This window comes from Pseudomonas sp. JH-2 (assembly GCF_036231725.1).
In the GTDB taxonomy this organism is placed as follows: domain Bacteria; phylum Pseudomonadota; class Gammaproteobacteria; order Pseudomonadales; family Pseudomonadaceae; genus Pseudomonas; species Pseudomonas delhiensis.
On sequence record NZ_JAZAQP010000004.1, the window covers coordinates 12,667 to 28,941 of the forward strand.

Below are 16,275 nucleotides of genomic sequence, written 5' to 3' on the forward strand. Positions count from 1 at the left end.
GCCAGCGGCTCCGACGTCCCCATCACCCAACAAAAAGCCCGACACAAGGCCGGGCTTTTTCATTCCATCCGCGCTCAGCGCTTGAGCGACGGCGGCAGGTGCGGCTGGATGCTGGTCAGCAGCGCCTTGAAGCACTTGGTGTTGCCGGCGACGATGTGGCCTTTCTCGAGGAACTCGTGGCTGCCGGTGAAATCGCTCACCAGGCCGCCGGCTTCCTGCACCAGCAGGGCGCCCGCGGCCATGTCCCACTCGGACAGGCCGAACTCCCAGAAGGCGTCGAAGCGGCCGGCCGCGACGTAGGCCAGGTCCAGGCTGGCGGCGCCGGCGCGGCGGATGCCGGCGGTCTGGCCGACCAGGCTGCGGAACATGCCCAGGTAGGCGTCGAGGTTGTCCAGCTGGCTGTCGCGGAACGGGAAGCCGGTGCCCAGCAGGGCGCCTTCCAGGCTCTTGCGGTTGCTCACCCGCAGGCGGCGGCCGTTCAGCGCGGCGCCGCGGCCGCGGCTGGCGGTGAATTCTTCCTGGCGCACCGGGTCGAGGACCACGGCGTGCTCCAGGCGGCCCTTGTACTTGCAGGCGATGCTGACGGCGAAGTGCGGGACGCCGTGGATGAAGTTGGTGGTGCCATCCAGCGGGTCGATGATCCACAGGTAGTCGGCGCCTTCGCCGCTGCCCTCGAGGTAGCCGCCTTCCTCGCCCATGATGCCGTGGTTCGGGTAGGCCTTGCGCAGGGCGGTGACGATGCTGAGCTCGGCGGCGCGATCGACTTCGGTGACGTAGTCCTTGGCGTCTTTTTCGTTGACCGAGAGGGTGTCCAGGCGTTCGATGGAGCGGAAGATCAGTTCACCGGCGCTGCGGGCCGCGCGCAGGGCGATGTTCAGCATGGGCTGCATGGAGAGGTCACCTGGATGATGTTAAAGAAAGCCGAACATTGTACCAGAAAACCGTGGCGCTCATAGGGCGGCCTGTCGCTTGCGTGGCGCAAGACCGAGCGCTGCGGTAGGATTCCGTTCCTTTTCGTATCTGCTTGTGTGGAGAGCTCCGGTTGCTCGACAGAATTCGCGTGGTGCTGGTCAACACCAGTCATCCCGGCAATATCGGCGGTACCGCCCGGGCCATGAAGAACATGGGCCTGTCGCGCCTGGTGCTGGTCGACCCCATGGACTTCCCCAGCGGCGAGGCGGTGGCCCGCGCCTCCGGGGCGACCGACATCCTCGACGCCGCCCAGGTGGTGCCGACCCTGGAGGACGCCCTGGTGGGCTGCAGCCTGGTGCTCGGCACCAGCGCCCGTGACCGGCGCATCCCCTGGCCGTTGCTCGACCCCCGCGAGTGCGCCACCACCAGCCTGCAGCACGCCCAGCAGGGCGGCGAGGTGGCCCTGGTGTTCGGCCGCGAGTACGCGGGTCTGACCAACGAAGAATTGCAGCGATGTCAGTTCCACGTGCACATTCCCGCCAACCCCGAGTTCAGCTCGCTGAACCTGGCGACGGCGGTCCAGGTGCTCGCCTACGAGGTGCGCATGGCCTGGCTGGCCGCCGAAGGGCAGCCGACCAAGCAGGAGAAGCTGGAGACCACGGCCATGCTCAACAGCCTGCCGGTCACCGCCGACGAGCTGGAGCGTTTCTATTCGCACCTGGAATCGACCCTCGTGGATATCGGCTTCCTCGACCCGCAGAAGCCGCGGCACCTGATGTCGCGCCTGCGCCGCCTGTACGGTCGCGCCGGGGTCAGCAAGCTGGAGATGAATATCCTCCGGGGTATCCTCACTGAAACACAGAAGGCCGCGCAGGGCGCGGCCTGCAAGCGGAGTGACGATGATGTTTGAGCGTGTGCGCGAAGATATCCAGAGCGTATTCCATCGCGACCCGGCAGCGCGCAATGCCTTCGAGGTACTCACCTGCTACCCGGGCCTGCACGCCGTGTGGCTGCACCGCCTGGCGCACCTGCTGTGGACCTCCGGCTGGAAGTGGCTGGCGCGCCTGGTGTCCAACTTCGGCCGCTGGATGACCGGCATCGAGATCCACCCGGGCGCCAGGATCGGCCGGCGCTTCTTCATCGACCACGGCATGGGCATCGTGATCGGCGAGACCGCCGAGATCGGTGACGACGTGACCCTCTACCAGGGCGTGACCCTCGGCGGCACCAGCTGGAACAAGGGCAAGCGCCACCCGACCCTGGCCGATGGCGTGGTGGTCGGTGCCGGCGCCAAGGTGCTTGGTCCGTTCACCGTCGGCGCCGGGGCGAAAGTGGGCTCCAACGCCGTGGTCACCAAGGAAGTGCCGCCGGGCGCCACCGTGGTCGGCATCCCGGGGCGCATCATCATGAAGGACGACGCCGAGCAGTTGGCCAAGCGCCAGGCCATGGCCGAGAAGCTCGGCTTCGACGCCTACGGCGTCAGCCAGGACATGCCCGACCCGGTGGCGCGCGCCATCGGCCAGTTGCTCGACCACCTGCAGGCGGTCGACGGCCGGCTGGAGGGCATGTGCCAGGCGCTGACGGCCCTGGGTAGCGACTATTGTGCGAAAAAGCTGCCCGAGCTGCGTGAAGAGGACTTCGCCGGCGTCAAGGACGAAGAGGGCAAGGCGGCGCATTGATGCGCCGCTAACGATTTTCTGCTACATTATGCCGCCCTTCGCTGGCTAAACCCGAGTAATTTGATAGGTCTTATAGTTGACTCAAATACTCGGAAATGGCATCCTTTCGCCAGTCCAGTGATTCATTCGGGAATGTTCCATGCGCTTGACCACCAAAGGCCGCTATGCCGTAACCGCCATGCTCGACCTGGCGTTGCATGCCCAGCGTGGTCCGGTTTCCCTGGCGGACATTTCCGAGCGCCAGGGCATATCCCTGTCCTACCTTGAACAGCTGTTCGCCAAGTTGCGCCGTGGCAACCTGGTGACCAGCGTGCGCGGTCCCGGCGGCGGCTACCAGCTGTCCCGCGACATGGCCGGTATCCACGTCGCCCAGGTGATCGATGCGGTCAACGAATCGGTCGACGCCACGCGCTGCCAGGGGCAGGGGGATTGCCACTCTGGCGACACCTGCCTGACCCACCACCTTTGGTGCGACCTCAGCCAGCAGATCCACGAATTCCTCAGCGGCATCAGCCTCGCCGACCTGGTCGAGCGCCGCGAAGTCCAGGAAGTCGCGCAGCGGCAGGATGAGCGTCGTTGCGGAGGCACCGGCAAACGGCCGAGCCTCGATAAGATTGAAGCGTCCGCCATCGATTGAGCGCGCGCCAGCCTGTAGGAGTTACCTGATGAAATTGCCGATCTACCTCGACTACTCCGCCACCACCCCGGTGGACCCGCGCGTCGCTCAGAAGATGGCTGACTGCCTGCTGGTGGACGGCAACTTCGGCAACCCCGCCTCGCGCTCCCACGTGTTCGGCTGGAAGGCCGAGGAAGCGGTGGAGAATGCCCGCCGCCAGGTCGCCGAACTGGTCAATGCCGACCCCCGCGAGATCGTCTGGACCTCCGGCGCCACCGAGTCCGACAACCTCGCCATCAAGGGCGTGGCGCACTTCTACGGCAGCAAGGGCAAGCACATCGTCACCTCGAAGATCGAGCACAAGGCGGTGCTGGACACCACCCGCCAGCTGGAGCGCGAAGGCTTCGAAGTGACCTACCTCGACCCCACCGAGGAAGGCCTGATCACCCCGGCCATGGTCGAGGCGGCGCTGCGTGACGACACCATCCTGGTCTCGATCATGCACGTGAACAACGAGATCGGCACCATCAACGACATCGCCGCCATCGGCGAGCTGACCCGCTCCCGCGGCATCCTGTTCCATGTCGACGCCGCGCAGTCCACCGGCAAGGTCGACATCGACCTGGACAAGCTCAAGGTCGACCTGATGTCCTTCTCCGCCCACAAGACCTACGGTCCCAAGGGCATCGGCGCCCTGTACGTGCGCCGCAAGCCGCGCGTGCGCCTGGAAGCCCAGATGCACGGCGGCGGCCACGAGCGCGGCATGCGCTCGGGCACCCTGGCCACCCACCAGATCGTCGGCATGGGCGAGGCCTTCCGCATCGCCAAGGAAGAGATGCACGCCGAGAACGAGCGCATCCGCGCCCTGCGCGACCGCTTCTTCGCCAAGCTCGAAGGCCTGGAAGAGCTCTACGTCAACGGCAGCCTGACCCAGCGCGTGCCGCACAACCTGAACCTGAGCTTCAACTACGTCGAAGGCGAGTCGCTGATCATGGCCCTGAAGGACCTCGCGGTCTCTTCCGGTTCGGCCTGCACCTCCGCCTCCCTGGAACCGTCCTACGTGCTGCGCGCCCTGGGCCGCAACGACGAGCTGGCGCACAGTTCCATCCGTTTCACCTTCGGCCGCTTCACCACCGAGGAAGAGGTCGATTACGCCGCCGGTATCGTGGGGCAAGCCGTTTCCAAGCTGCGCGAGCTCTCGCCGCTGTGGGACATGTTCAAAGAGGGTGTCGACCTGTCCAAGGTCGAATGGCAGGCCCACTGACCCGCCCCATAGAGTGAGGATTAGCCATGGCATACAGTGACAAGGTCATCGACCACTACGAAAACCCCCGTAACGTCGGCAAGCTCGACGCCGAGGATCCCGATGTCGGCACCGGCATGGTCGGCGCGCCGGCCTGCGGCGACGTGATGCGCCTGCAGATCAAGGTCAACGAGCAGGGCGTGATCGAAGACGCCAAGTTCAAGACCTACGGCTGCGGTTCGGCCATCGCCTCCAGCTCCCTCGCCACCGAGTGGATGAAGGGCAAGACCCTGGACGAGGCCGAGTCCATCAAGAACACCACCATCGCCGAAGAGCTGGCCCTGCCGCCGGTGAAGATCCACTGCTCGGTGCTCGCCGAGGACGCCATCAAGGCGGCCGTGCGCGACTACAAGCAGAAGAAGGGTCTGCTCTAACCGCTGCTCAGTTGAGTAAGGAGTTCCCATGGCCATCAGCATGACCGAAGCCGCCGCCAGGCATGTCCAGCGCTCCCTCGAGGGGCGCGGCAAGGGCGAGGGCATTCGTCTTGGCGTGCGCACCACCGGGTGTTCCGGCCTGGCCTACGTGCTCGAGTTCGTCGATGAGCTGGCGCCCGAGGACCTGGTCTACGAGAGCCACGGCGTGAAGGTCATCATCGACCCGAAGAGCCTGGTCTACCTCGACGGCACCGAGTTGGACTTCACCAAGGAAGGCCTCAACGAGGGCTTCAAGTTCAACAACCCGAACGTTCGTGGCGAGTGCGGCTGCGGCGAAAGCTTCAACGTCTGAGGCCGGCGTGGGTAGTCCTTGTCACTTCGCGCTCTTCGACCTGCAGCCGGCCTTCCGCCTCGACCTGGATGCCCTCGGCCAGCGTTACCGTGAGCTGGTCCGTAGCGTCCACCCGGATCGCTTCGCCGATGCTTCCGAGCGCGAGCAGCGCGTGGCGCTGGAGCGCGCCGCCGAGCTGAACGACGCCTACCAGACGCTGAAGAGCGCGCCGCGCCGGGCGCTGTACCTGTTGTCCCTGCGGGGCCAGGCGCTGCCGTTGGAAGCCACGGTGCAGGACCCGGAGTTCCTCCTGCAGCAGATGCAGCTGCGCGAGGAGCTGGAAGACCTGCAGGACAGCGCCGACCTGGATGGCGTAGCCGTCTTCAAGCGCCGCCTGAAGGCCGCCCAGCAGCAGCTGGAGGACAGCTTCGCCGATTGCTGGGACGACGCCGTGCGCCGCGAGCAAGCCGAGCGCCTGGTGCGCCGCATGCAGTTTCTCGACAAGCTGGCGCAGGAAGTGCGCCAGCTCGAAGAGCGACTCGACGATTAATCCGCGCGGCCCGCGCCGCGCCCGTTACGCCTGATTAGAAGCCGCATGGTCCTATTGCAGATCGCCGAGCCCGGACAAACCCCTCAGCCGCACCAGCGCCGGCTGGCCGTGGGCATCGACCTGGGCACCACCAATTCCCTGGTCGCCGCCGTGCGCAGCGGCGTCGCCGCACCCCTGGCCGATGCCGAGGGGCGCCTGATCCTGCCGTCGGCGGTGCGTTACCTGGCCGACCGCGTCGAGGTCGGCGAGTCGGTCAAGCGGGGCGCCTCCGCCGATCCGCTGAACTCCATCATCTCGGTCAAGCGCCTGATGGGCCGCGGCCTGGAAGACGTGAAGCAGCTCGGTGGCCAGTTGCCCTACCGCTTCACCCAGGGTGAATCGCACATGCCCTTCATCGAGACCGTGCAGGGCCCGAAGAGCCCGGTCGAGGTCTCGGCGGAAATCCTCCGCAGCCTGCGCCAGCGCGCCGAAGCCACCCTGGGCGGCGAGCTGGTCGGCGCGGTGATCACGGTGCCGGCGTATTTCGACGATGCCCAGCGCCAGGCCACCAAGGACGCCGCGCGCCTGGCCGGCCTGCACGTGCTGCGCCTGCTCAACGAGCCCACTGCCGCGGCGGTCGCCTACGGCCTGGACAAGAATGCCGAAGGCGTGGTGGCCATCTATGACCTGGGTGGCGGTACCTTCGACATTTCCATCCTGCGCCTGACCCGTGGCGTCTTCGAGGTCCTGGCCACCGGCGGCGACAGCGCCCTGGGCGGCGACGACTTCGACCATGCCATCGCCGGCTGGATCATCCAGCAGGCCGGCGCCTCCGACGACCTTGACCCGGGCAGCCAGCGCCAGTTGCTGCAGGCCGCCTGCGCGGCGAAGGAAGCCCTGACCCTCAATGAAAGCGTCGAGGTCGCCTATGGCGACTGGCGCGGCAAGCTGGACCGCGGCCAGTTGGACGCCCTGATCGAACCCTTCGTCGCCCGCAGCCTCAAGGCCTGCCGCCGCGCCGTGCGCGATTCCGGCATCGAGCTGGAAGACATCGGCGCCGTGGTCATGGTCGGCGGCTCCACCCGCGTGCCGCGCGTGCGCCAGGCGGTGGGCGAGCTGTTCGGCCGCGAACCGCTGGTGGACATCGACCCCGACCAGGTGGTGGCCATCGGCGCCGCCATCCAGGCCGACGCCCTGGCCGGCAACAAGCGCGGCGAAGAGTTGCTGTTGCTGGACGTCATCCCGCTGTCCCTGGGCCTCGAGACCATGGGCGGGCTGATGGAGAAGGTGATCCCGCGCAACACCACCATCCCGGTGGCCCGCGCCCAGGAATTCACCACCTACAAGGATGGCCAGACGGCCATGATGATCCACGTGCTGCAGGGTGAGCGCGAACTGGTCAAGGACTGCCGCTCCCTGGCGCGCTTCGAGCTGCGCGGCATCCCGCCGATGGTGGCCGGCGCGGCGAAGATCCGCGTCAGCTTCCAGGTGGACGCCGACGGCCTGCTGGCGGTGTCCGCCCGCGAGATGAGCTCCGGCGTCGAGGCCAGCATCCAGGTCAAGCCGTCCTACGGCCTGACCGACGGCGAGATCGCCCGCATGCTGCAGGACTCCTTCCAGTACGCCGGCGACGACATGAACGCCCGCGCCCTGCGCGAGCAGCAGGTCGAGGCCGAGCGCCTGCTCGAAGCCGTGCGCTCGGCGCTGGATGCCGACGGCGAACGCCTGCTGGACGCCGACGAGCGGCTGGCCATCGAGGCCGGCATGGATACCCTGCGCGAACTGGCCGCCGGTACCGATACCGCCGCCATCGAGCAACAGATCAAGCGTCTGTCCCAGGTGACCGACGCCTTCGCCGCGCGACGGATGGACGCTTCCGTCAAGGCCGCCCTGGCCGGTCGCCGGCTCAACGAAATCGAGGAATAAGCGAAGATGCCGCAGATCGTATTTCTGCCCCACCCCGAGCATTGCCCGGAGGGCGCGGTGGTCGAAGCCCAGCCCGGCGAGACCATCCTCAAGGCTGCGCTGCGTAACGGCATCGATATCGAGCACGCCTGCGAGATGTCCTGCGCCTGCACCACCTGCCACGTGATCGTGCGCGAGGGCTTCGGCTCCATGGAGCCGTCCGACGAGCTGGAAGACGACATGCTGGACAAGGCCTGGGGCCTGGAGCCGGATTCGCGCCTGTCCTGCCAGGCGGTGGTGGCGGACGAGGACCTGGTGGTGGAAATTCCGAAATACACCATCAACCAGGTTTCCGAAGGCCATTGAGGGGAGTGCGCGCATGAGCCTGAAATGGACCGATGTGCTGGAAATCGCCATCCAGCTGGCCGATAGCCACCCCGACGTGGACCCGCGCTACGTCAACTTCGTCGACCTGCACAACTGGGTGGTCAGCCTGCCGGAGTTTTCCGACGACCCGTCGCGCGGCGGCGAGAAGGTCCTGGAAGCCATCCAGGGCGCCTGGATCGAAGAGGCGGACTGAAAGCGGCGGCAGGCGGCAGGCGAAGAGCAAGCTCGCTCCTACAGGGCTTTCGCTCTTGCCTGCAGCCTGTAGCCTGCCGCTTGCAGCCGCCCTTATGCTTTTCCCCGAACCCGCGTATAATTCGCGGGTTTTATCTTTAGGTGGTCGGCCAGGTTCCCCGCGGTACCTGCCGATGCCCGCCGGAACGCCGCGTGCGTGCCGGCTCCGCGCGTGCCAGCCCCGTGGCTGCAGCCGTCGCGCGGCACACCCTGAATCACAGGAGCTCCTGGGTCCGCCCAGGGGCTTCTCAGCATTACCAACCTTGCTTTTCGGAGTTATCCCAAATGGCCCTGCAACGTACCTTCTCCATCATCAAGCCCGACGCCGTCGCCAAGAACGTCATCGGCGAAATCCTGACCCGCTTCGAGAAGGCCGGTCTGCGCGTCGTCGCTTCCAAGATGGTCCAACTGTCCGAGCGCGAAGCCGGTGGCTTCTACGCCGAGCACAAAGAGCGTCCCTTCTTCAAGGACCTGGTCGCCTTCATGACCTCCGGCCCGGTCGTCCTGCAGGTTCTGGAAGGCGAAGACGCCATCGCCAAGAACCGTGAGCTGATGGGCGCCACCGATCCGAAGAAAGCCGACGCCGGCACCATCCGTGCCGATTTCGCCGTTTCCATCGACGAAAACGCCGTTCACGGTTCCGACTCGGAAGCTTCCGCTGCCCGCGAAATTGCCTACTTCTTCTCCAGCACCGAGGTGTGCGAGCGCATTCGCTGATCCAGGCGAATGGGCGAGGGTGAATCCATGACTGATACCGCTGCAAAGGCCAACCTGCTGGGCATGACCAAGCCCCAGCTCGAGGAATTCTTCGAGTCCATCGGTGAAAAGCGCTTCCGCGCCGGCCAGGTGATGCAATGGATTCACCACTTTGGCGCCGAGGATTTCGACGCCATGACCAATGTCGGCAAGGCCTTGCGCGAAAAGCTCAAGGCCTGTGCCGAGATCCGCGGCCCCGAAGTGGTCAGCCAGGACATCTCCAGCGACGGCACCCGCAAGTGGGTGGTGCGCGTGGCGTCCGGCAGCTGCGTCGAGACCGTGTACATCCCGCAGAACGGCCGCGGCACCCTGTGCGTGTCGTCCCAGGCCGGCTGCGCCCTGGACTGCAGCTTCTGCTCCACCGGCAAGCAGGGCTTCAACAGCGACCTGACCTCCGCCGAGATCATCGGCCAGGTGTGGCTCGCCAACAAATCCTTCGGCACCGTGCCCGGCAAGATCGATCGCGCCATCACCAACGTGGTGATGATGGGCATGGGCGAGCCGCTGCTGAACTTCGACAACGTCGTCACCGCCATGAGCATCATGATGGAGGACTTCGGCTACGGCATCTCCAAGCGCAAGGTGACCCTGTCCACCTCCGGCGTGGTGCCGATGATCGACAAGCTCGGCGAAGTCACCGACGTGTCCCTGGCGCTGTCGCTGCACGCGCCCAACGACGAGCTGCGCAACCAGCTGGTGCCGATCAACAAGAAGTACCCCCTGGCGGTGCTGCTGGATGCCTGCCAGCGCTACATCGGCCGCCTGGGCAAGGAACGCGTGCTGACCGTCGAGTACACCCTGCTCAAGGATGTCAACGACCAGCCCGAGCACGCTGAGCAGATGATCGCATTGCTCAAGGAAATTCCTTGCAAGATCAACCTGATTCCGTTTAATCCGTTCCCCCATTCCGGCTACGAGCGGCCGAGCAACAACTCGATCCGCCGTTTCCAGGACATGCTGCACAAGGGCGGCTTCAACGTCACCGTACGCACCACCCGCGGCGACGACATCGACGCCGCCTGCGGCCAACTGGTCGGCCAGGTGATGGACCGTACCCGCCGCAGCGAACGCTACATCGCCGTGCGCCAGCTGTCGGCCGACGCCGAGAAGGCGCCCGCCAATCGAAACTGATCTCGAGGGAGGATTCCGATGACCTTGCGCGCCGCGCTGTTCGTATTCCTGGCCAGCCTGCTGGCGGGTTGCGTGACGTCTGGGAAGCAGGACCCCCTCCGCACCGCCAAGGGCCGTGAAGAGGCCCGCGACGCCTACATCCAGCTGGCCATCGGCTACCTGCAGAACGGCAATACCGAGCAGGCCAAGGTGCCGCTGCGCCAGGCCCTGGAGCTGGACTCCTCGAGCGCCGATGCCCACGCCGCGCTGGCCCTGGTCTACCAGCAGGAGATGGAGCCCAAGCTGGCCGAGCAGGAGTACCGCAAGGCGCTGTCCTCGCGTTCGGATGCGCGCATCTGGAACAACTACGGCAGCTTCCTGTACGAGCAGAATCGCGACGACGAGGCCGTCGACGCCTTCCAGAAGGCCGCCGACGACACCCTCTATCCGGAGCGCTCGCGGGTCTTCGAGAACCTCGGCCTGGTCAGCCTCAAGCTGAAGCAGCGCGAGCAGGCCAAGCAGTACTTCGAAAAGGCCCTGCGCCTGAACCGCCGGCAGCCCAGCGCCTTGCTGGAAATGTCGCAGCTGTCCTACGACGATCGCCAGTACGTGCCAGCGCGCGACTACTACAACGAATACCTGAAGCAGGGACAGCAGAACGCCAAGAGCCTGCTGCTGGGCGTGCGGCTGGCGCGGGTCTTTGACGACAAGGACACCGCCGCCAGCTACGGCCTGCAGCTCAAGCGCCTGTATCCCGCATCCCCCGAATACCAGGCATACCAGGCAGAGAAATGATGAAGACGTCGCAGCCAGAAGTCGCCAGCGCAACCCGCGCCAATCCGGGTGAGGCCTTGCGCCAGGCGCGCGAGAGCCGGGGCTGGTCGACCTCGCAGGTGGCCGGTCAACTGAACCTCACCGAGAATTCCCTGCGCCAGCTGGAGCTGGGCAACTTCGACAAGCTGCCGGGCCACACCTTCGCCCGCGGCTACGTGCGCGCCTATGCCAAGCTGCTGGGCATGGACCAGGCGCAGATGGTCAGCGCCTTCGACCAGTACACCGGCACCGACGCCACCGGCAGCAACGTGCAGAGCCTCGGCCGGGTGGCCGAGCCGATGCGCCTGTCGCGCAACCTGCTGCGCCTGTTCAGCCTGCTGCTGCTGGCGATCCTGGTGGGCTTCGGCTACTTCTGGTGGCAGGAGCGCGCCGGGCGCAACCTCGCCGAGAACAGTGGCCTGAACCTGGAGCACGTCGAGGTCGAGAGCGCCGACGGCACCACCGAAGTTCACAGCCTCGACGAGCCCGAAGACCAGGCCGTCGCCGAGGACAAGGCCGCCGCGCCGAGCGAGCCGGCCGGCGATACCGCCGCCGCCGAGCCCGAGCAGGCCGCCGAGGCCCCGGCCAATCCGGCCAGCCCGACCGAGCCCGCGCCCCAGGTGGCCGCACCGGCAGCGCCGGCGGTTCCTGCCGTACCGGCCGCCAATGCCGCCGCCGTGCCCGCTGCTCCTGCCGCGCCGGCTGCCCCGGCGGCTCCGGCCGAGCCTGCCGCTCCGGCTGCTGCGCCCGTGGTCGCTGCGGCCGGCCAGGGCGTGGTCAAGGTGCAGTTCATCGCCGACTGCTGGACCCAGGTCACCGATGCCGACGGCAAGGTCCTGGTCAGCGCGCTCAAGCGCAAGGGCGACTCCATGGAAGTTGCCGCCAAGGTTCCCCTGGAGCTGCGCCTGGGCTTCGCCCGCGGCGCCCAGGTCAGCTACAACGGCCAGCCGGTCGACGTTTCGCCCTATTCCCGTGGCGAGACGGCACGCATGAAGTTGGGTGGTAACTAAAGATGCATTGCGCTTCTCCGATCAAGCGACGCCAGTCCCGCAAGATCTGGGTCGGTTCGGTGCCGGTGGGGGGCGACGCGCCCATCGCCGTGCAGAGCATGACCAACACCGATACGCTGGACGTGGCCGCCACCGTCGCGCAGATCCGCCGCCTGGAAGACGCCGGCGCGGACATCGTGCGCGTCTCGGTGCCGGACATGGACGCGGCGGAGGCCTTCGGCAAGATCAAGCAGCAGGTCCGCGTACCGCTGGTGGCCGATATCCACTTCGACTACAAGATCGCCCTGCGCGTGGCGGAGCTTGGTGTCGACTGCCTGCGCATCAACCCGGGCAACATCGGCCGCGAGGACCGCGTCAAGGCGGTGGTGGACGCGGCCCGCGACAAGAACATCCCGATCCGCATCGGCGTCAACGCCGGTTCCCTGGAGAAGGACCTGCAGAAGAAGTACGGCGAGCCGACCCCCGAGGCCCTGCTGGAATCGGCCATGCGCCACGTCGAGCATCTCCAGCGCCTGGATTTCCAGAACTTCAAGGTCAGCGTGAAGGCCTCCGACGTGTTCATGGCCGTGGCGGCCTACCGCCTGCTGGCCAAGGAAATCGAGCAGCCGCTGCACCTGGGCATCACCGAGGCCGGCGGCCTGCGTTCGGGCACCGTGAAGTCCGCGGTGGGCCTGGGCATGCTGCTGGCCGAGGGCATCGGCGACACCATCCGCATCTCCCTGGCCGCCGACCCGGTGGAGGAGATCAAGGTCGGTTTCGACATCCTCAAGTCCCTGCACCTGCGTTCGCGCGGCATCAACTTCATCGCCTGCCCGAGCTGCTCGCGGCAGAACTTCGACGTGGTCAAGACCATGAACGAGCTCGAAGGCCGCCTCGAAGACCTGCTGGTGCCCATGGACGTGGCCGTGATCGGCTGCGTGGTCAACGGCCCGGGCGAAGCCAAGGAGGCCCACATCGGCCTCACCGGCGGCACGCCGAACAACCTCGTCTACATCGACGGCAAGCCGGCGCAGAAGCTGCAGAACGAAAACCTGGTGGATGAGCTGGAACGGCTGATCCGCGAAAAAGCGGCCGCCAAGGCCGAAGCCGACGCCGCCCTGATCGTGCGCGGCTGACCGCAACAAGGACAACATGTGAGCAAGTCCCTGCAAGCCATTCGTGGCATGAACGACATCCTGCCGGAACAGACCCCGGTATGGCGCTACCTGGAAAACACCTTCGCCGGCCTGCTGGAAGAATACGGCTACAGCGAGATCCGCCTGCCGATCATGGAGTTCACCGAACTCTTCGCCCGCGGCATCGGCGAAGGCACCGACGTGGTCGACAAGGAGATGTACACCTTCCTCGACCGCAACGAGGAGTCGCTGACGCTGCGCCCCGAAGGTACCGCGGGCACCGTGCGGGCCATGCTCGAACATGGCCTGACCGGCGGCGGCCAGGTGCAGAAGCTCTGGTACGCCGGGCCCATGTTCCGCTACGAGAAGCCGCAGAAGGGCCGCTACCGCCAGTTCCACCAGATCGGCGTGGAAGTCTTCAACCTGCCGGGGCCGGACATCGACGCCGAGCTGATCATCCTCACCTGGCGCCTGTGGCAGAAGCTGGGCATGGCCGACGCCGTGACCCTGCAGCTCAACACCCTGGGCTCCAGCGAGGCCCGCGCGCGTTACCGCGAGGCGCTGGTGGCCTACCTGCAGGAGCGCTTCGAGCAGCTCGACGAGGACAGCCAGCGGCGCATGACCACCAACCCGCTGCGCATCCTCGACAGCAAGGTGGAAAGCACCCAGGCGCTGCTGGTCGGCGCGCCGACCCTGCACGACTACCTGGACGAAGAGTCGATCGCCCACTTCGAGGGCCTGAAGGCCCGCCTGGACGCGGTCGGCCTGCGCTACGAGATCAACCAGAAGCTGGTGCGCGGCCTGGACTACTACTGTCGCACCGCCTTCGAATGGGTCACCGACAGGCTCGGCGCCCAGGGCACCGTCTGCGGCGGGGGCCGCTACGACGGCCTGGTCAGCCAGTTCGGCGGCAAGCCGACGCCGGGCGTGGGCTTCGCCATGGGCGTGGAGCGCCTGGTATTGCTGCTGGAGACACTGGGCGTGGTGCCTGCCGAGCTGAAGCGCCCGGCCGACGTCTACGTCTGCGCCTTCGGCGAGCCGGCCGAGCTGGCCGCCCTGGCCCTGGCGGAGAAGCTGCGCAGTGCCGTCCCCGGCATCCGCCTGCTGCTCAACGCCGGCGCCGGCAGCTTCAAGAGCCAGTTCAAGAAGGCCGACAAGAGCGGCGCCCAGTTCGCGCTGATCCTGGGTGACGACGAACTGGCTGCGCGCGTGGTAGGTTTCAAGCCCCTGCGTGGCGAGGGTGAGCAACAGAACATAGCCTGGGAGGCTCTGCCCGAGCACCTGGCAGCCTGCATCCAGCGGGCCTGAGAATCGAGCGGATTAGGAGTATTGGGGTGACCACGCGTACCGAAGAAGAACAACTGGCGGATCTCAAGGACTGGTGGCAGCGCAACGGCATGCCCCTGCTCACCGGTGCCGCGCTGGCGCTGGTGGTGGTGTTCGGCTGGCAGGCCTGGAAGAAGTACCAGGCCAACCAGGCGCAGAACGCCTCCATCCTCTACCAGCAACTGGTCGAAGCCTCGCTGACGCCCTCCGGCCAGCCGGACACCGCGCGCGTCGCCGAGCTGGCCAACAAGCTCACCAGCGAATACGGCGGTACCCACTACGCCCAGTACGGCCGCCTGTTCGTCGCCAAGGTGGCGGTGGACGCCGGCAAGCTGGACGATGCCGCCGGTGAACTGAAGGCGGTGGTCGACAAGCCGGTGGACGCCACCCTCGGCGAGCTGGCCCGCCAGCGCCTGGCCCGTGTCCTGGCCGCCCAGGGCAAGGCCGAGGAAGGCCTGAAGCTGCTGGAAGGCGACGCCGACAAGGCCTACGTCTCCAGCCGCGAGGAGCTCAAGGGCGACCTGCTGGTGCAGCTCAAGCGCACCGACGACGCCCGCAGCGCCTACGAGAAGGCCAAGGCCGCACTGCCTGAGGAGGCCGCCGCCGGCGCCCTGCAGGTGAAGCTCGACGACCTGGCCAAGGGAGGTGCCTAAGATGCTGCGCTGGAAACATGCGGCGCTGCTGGCGCTGACCCTGCTCGCGGTCGGTTGCAGCAGCAACAGCAAGAAGGAACTGCCGCCGGCGGAACTCACCGACTTCAAGGAAGAGGTGCGCCTGGACAAGCAGTGGAGCCGCTCGGTCGGTGACGGCCAGGGCGACCTCTACGAACTGCTGCAGCCGGCCGTGGACGGCTCCAGCATCTATGCCGCTTCCGCCGAAGGCCGCGTCATGGCCATGCAGCGCGAGAACGGCGACGTGATCTGGAAGCAGGACCTCGACGTGCCGGTCTCCGGCGGTGTCGGCGTCGGTGGCGGCCTGGTGCTGGTCGGCACCCTGAAGGGCGACGTCATCGCCCTGAACGCCGCCAACGGCGAGCAGAAGTGGCGTACCCGGGTGCCCAGCGAAGTGCTGGCGGCGCCGGTCGCCGACGGCGACGTGGTGATCGTGCAGACCCAGGACGACAAGCTGATCGCCCTCGACGCCAGCACCGGCAACCAGCGCTGGGTGTACGAGAACACCGTGCCCGTGCTGACCCTGCGCGGCACCGGCGCGCCCATCATCGCCGGGCGCATGGCCATCGCCGGCCTTGCCAGCGGCAAGGTGGTGGCGGTGGACGTGCAGCGTGGCCTGCCGATCTGGGAAACCCGCGTCGCCGTGCCCCAGGGCCGTTCCGAACTGGACCGCGTGGTGGACATCGACGGCGGCCTGACCCTGGTCGACAACGTGATCTACGTGGCCAGCTACCAGGGCCGCGCCGCCGCCCTCGACCTGGCCAGCGGCCGGGTGATCTGGCAGCGCGAAGCCTCCAGCTACGCCGGCGTCGCCGAAGGCATCGGCAGCGTCTACGTCAGCGATGCCAGCGGCACCGTGGAAGCCCTGGACGGGCGCAGCTCGTCCTCGCTGTGGAGCAACGACGCCCTGGCGCGCCGCCAGCTGTCGGCCCCGGCGGTGTTCTCCAGCAACGTGGTGGTGGGCGACCTGGAAGGCTACATTCACCTGCTGAGCCAGGTGGACGGCCGCTTCGTCGGCCGCGAGAAGGTCGACGGCGACGGCGTGCGCGTGCGCCCGCTGGTGGTCGACCGGTGGATGTACGTGTACGGCAACAGCGGCAAGCTGGTCGCCTACACCATTCGCTAAGCTATGTTCTACCTGCCGGCCGCTGTTGGATGACGACAGCGGCCGGCGTGTTTTTTACGAATTCCTGAAATTTCCTGGAGA

The 16,275-nt window shown here is 66.8% G+C and carries 19 protein-coding genes; 18 read left to right on the forward strand and 1 reads right to left on the reverse strand.

Features of this window, described 5'->3' with window-relative positions:
- Window positions 1-74: 74 nt before the first annotated feature.
- A complete protein-coding gene (suhB, locus tag VV867_RS03960) occupies window positions 75-890 on the reverse strand; it encodes a type III secretion system regulator SuhB (protein WP_089389513.1) in 816 nt (271 codons plus the stop codon).
- Between the two features lie 152 nt (window positions 891-1,042).
- Between suhB and trmJ the strand changes: the two genes are divergently transcribed.
- The 18 genes from trmJ to bamB all read left to right on the forward strand — a co-directional run bounded on the left by trmJ (window position 1,043) and on the right by bamB (window position 16,194).
- Window positions 1,043-1,822 (forward strand): tRNA (cytosine(32)/uridine(32)-2'-O)-methyltransferase TrmJ, encoded by a 780-nt coding sequence (gene trmJ / locus VV867_RS03965; protein ID WP_109933687.1) that lies wholly within the window; start codon window positions 1,043-1,045, stop codon window positions 1,820-1,822.
- On the forward strand, window positions 1,815-2,591 hold the full coding sequence (gene cysE / locus VV867_RS03970) for a serine O-acetyltransferase (RefSeq protein ID WP_109933688.1): 777 nt from the start codon (window positions 1,815-1,817) through the stop codon (window positions 2,589-2,591). Before trmJ ends, cysE begins: the two co-directional genes overlap by 8 nt.
- A gap of 139 nt (window positions 2,592-2,730) precedes the next feature.
- Complete coding sequence (gene iscR, locus VV867_RS03975) at window positions 2,731-3,228, forward strand: Fe-S cluster assembly transcriptional regulator IscR (RefSeq protein ID WP_009616162.1); 498 nt, start codon at window positions 2,731-2,733, stop codon at window positions 3,226-3,228.
- Between the two features lie 28 nt (window positions 3,229-3,256).
- A complete protein-coding gene (locus tag VV867_RS03980; protein WP_009616163.1) occupies window positions 3,257-4,471 on the forward strand; it encodes an IscS subfamily cysteine desulfurase in 1,215 nt (404 codons plus the stop codon).
- 26 nt (window positions 4,472-4,497) lie between these two features.
- The gene (iscU, locus tag VV867_RS03985; RefSeq protein WP_009616164.1) at window positions 4,498-4,884 is read left to right on the forward strand and encodes a Fe-S cluster assembly scaffold IscU; all 387 of its coding nucleotides are present in this window, start codon (window positions 4,498-4,500) and stop codon (window positions 4,882-4,884) included.
- Window positions 4,885-4,912: 28 nt separating this feature from the next.
- Window positions 4,913-5,236 (forward strand): iron-sulfur cluster assembly protein IscA, encoded by a 324-nt coding sequence (gene iscA / locus VV867_RS03990; RefSeq protein WP_328565680.1) that lies wholly within the window; start codon window positions 4,913-4,915, stop codon window positions 5,234-5,236.
- A 7-nt stretch (window positions 5,237-5,243) separates the two neighbouring features.
- Entirely contained in the window at window positions 5,244-5,765 is a 522-nt protein-coding gene (hscB, locus tag VV867_RS03995; protein WP_328565681.1) for a co-chaperone HscB, read from the forward strand.
- A 45-nt stretch (window positions 5,766-5,810) separates the two neighbouring features.
- Window positions 5,811-7,670: a Fe-S protein assembly chaperone HscA gene (hscA, locus tag VV867_RS04000; protein ID WP_328565682.1), complete on the forward strand. Its 1,860-nt coding sequence runs from the start codon at window positions 5,811-5,813 to the stop codon at window positions 7,668-7,670.
- Between the two features lie 6 nt (window positions 7,671-7,676).
- Window positions 7,677-8,015, forward strand: coding sequence for an ISC system 2Fe-2S type ferredoxin (gene fdx, locus VV867_RS04005; RefSeq protein WP_089389507.1), 339 nt, complete (start codon window positions 7,677-7,679; stop codon window positions 8,013-8,015).
- A 13-nt stretch (window positions 8,016-8,028) separates the two neighbouring features.
- Window positions 8,029-8,229, forward strand: coding sequence for a Fe-S cluster assembly protein IscX (gene iscX / locus VV867_RS04010; RefSeq protein WP_089389506.1), 201 nt, complete (start codon window positions 8,029-8,031; stop codon window positions 8,227-8,229).
- Window positions 8,230-8,552: 323 nt separating this feature from the next.
- Window positions 8,553-8,984: a nucleoside-diphosphate kinase gene (gene ndk, locus VV867_RS04015; RefSeq protein ID WP_009616170.1), complete on the forward strand. Its 432-nt coding sequence runs from the start codon at window positions 8,553-8,555 to the stop codon at window positions 8,982-8,984.
- 27 nt (window positions 8,985-9,011) lie between these two features.
- On the forward strand, window positions 9,012-10,154 hold the full coding sequence (gene rlmN / locus VV867_RS04020) for a 23S rRNA (adenine(2503)-C(2))-methyltransferase RlmN (protein WP_089389833.1): 1,143 nt from the start codon (window positions 9,012-9,014) through the stop codon (window positions 10,152-10,154).
- Window positions 10,155-10,172: 18 nt separating this feature from the next.
- Window positions 10,173-10,928, forward strand: a complete 756-nt coding sequence (gene pilW / locus VV867_RS04025) for a type IV pilus biogenesis/stability protein PilW (protein WP_109933692.1) — start codon at window positions 10,173-10,175, stop codon at window positions 10,926-10,928.
- Window positions 10,925-11,956 (forward strand): helix-turn-helix domain-containing protein, encoded by a 1,032-nt coding sequence (locus tag VV867_RS04030; RefSeq protein WP_275628839.1) that lies wholly within the window; start codon window positions 10,925-10,927, stop codon window positions 11,954-11,956. Before pilW ends, VV867_RS04030 begins: the two co-directional genes overlap by 4 nt.
- A 2-nt stretch (window positions 11,957-11,958) precedes the next feature.
- The gene (gene ispG, locus VV867_RS04035; protein WP_009616174.1) at window positions 11,959-13,071 is read left to right on the forward strand and encodes a flavodoxin-dependent (E)-4-hydroxy-3-methylbut-2-enyl-diphosphate synthase; all 1,113 of its coding nucleotides are present in this window, start codon (window positions 11,959-11,961) and stop codon (window positions 13,069-13,071) included.
- An 18-nt stretch (window positions 13,072-13,089) separates the two neighbouring features.
- Entirely contained in the window at window positions 13,090-14,379 is a 1,290-nt protein-coding gene (gene hisS / locus VV867_RS04040) for a histidine--tRNA ligase (protein WP_089389502.1), read from the forward strand.
- A gap of 26 nt (window positions 14,380-14,405) precedes the next feature.
- Complete coding sequence (locus tag VV867_RS04045; RefSeq protein ID WP_089389501.1) at window positions 14,406-15,050, forward strand: YfgM family protein; 645 nt, start codon at window positions 14,406-14,408, stop codon at window positions 15,048-15,050.
- Between the two features lies 1 nt (window position 15,051).
- Window positions 15,052-16,194, forward strand: coding sequence for an outer membrane protein assembly factor BamB (bamB, locus tag VV867_RS04050; protein WP_328565683.1), 1,143 nt, complete (start codon window positions 15,052-15,054; stop codon window positions 16,192-16,194).
- The last annotated feature ends 81 nt before the right edge of the window (window positions 16,195-16,275 follow it).

Excerpts from the sequence above, each read along its gene's own strand:
- ndk (WP_009616170.1), top strand. The coding sequence starts at position 8,553 with ATGGCCCTGCAACGTACCTTCTCCATCATCAAGCCCGACGCCGTCGCC.
- cysE (WP_109933688.1), top strand. The coding sequence starts at position 1,815 with ATGTTTGAGCGTGTGCGCGAAGATATCCAGAGCGTATTCCATCGCGAC.
- hscA (WP_328565682.1), top strand. The coding sequence starts at position 5,811 with ATGGTCCTATTGCAGATCGCCGAGCCCGGACAAACCCCTCAGCCGCAC.
- VV867_RS04030 (WP_275628839.1), top strand. The coding sequence starts at position 10,925 with ATGATGAAGACGTCGCAGCCAGAAGTCGCCAGCGCAACCCGCGCCAAT.
- rlmN (WP_089389833.1), top strand. The coding sequence starts at position 9,012 with ATGACTGATACCGCTGCAAAGGCCAACCTGCTGGGCATGACCAAGCCC.
- pilW (WP_109933692.1), top strand. The coding sequence starts at position 10,173 with ATGACCTTGCGCGCCGCGCTGTTCGTATTCCTGGCCAGCCTGCTGGCG.
- iscR (WP_009616162.1), top strand. The coding sequence starts at position 2,731 with ATGCGCTTGACCACCAAAGGCCGCTATGCCGTAACCGCCATGCTCGAC.
- suhB (WP_089389513.1), bottom strand. The coding sequence starts at position 890 with ATGCAGCCCATGCTGAACATCGCCCTGCGCGCGGCCCGCAGCGCCGGT.
- ispG (WP_009616174.1), top strand. The coding sequence starts at position 11,959 with ATGCATTGCGCTTCTCCGATCAAGCGACGCCAGTCCCGCAAGATCTGG.
- iscU (WP_009616164.1), top strand. The coding sequence starts at position 4,498 with ATGGCATACAGTGACAAGGTCATCGACCACTACGAAAACCCCCGTAAC.
- bamB (WP_328565683.1), top strand. The coding sequence starts at position 15,052 with ATGCTGCGCTGGAAACATGCGGCGCTGCTGGCGCTGACCCTGCTCGCG.
- iscX (WP_089389506.1), top strand. The coding sequence starts at position 8,029 with ATGAGCCTGAAATGGACCGATGTGCTGGAAATCGCCATCCAGCTGGCC.
- fdx (WP_089389507.1), top strand. The coding sequence starts at position 7,677 with ATGCCGCAGATCGTATTTCTGCCCCACCCCGAGCATTGCCCGGAGGGC.
- VV867_RS03980 (WP_009616163.1), top strand. The coding sequence starts at position 3,257 with ATGAAATTGCCGATCTACCTCGACTACTCCGCCACCACCCCGGTGGAC.
- iscA (WP_328565680.1), top strand. The coding sequence starts at position 4,913 with ATGGCCATCAGCATGACCGAAGCCGCCGCCAGGCATGTCCAGCGCTCC.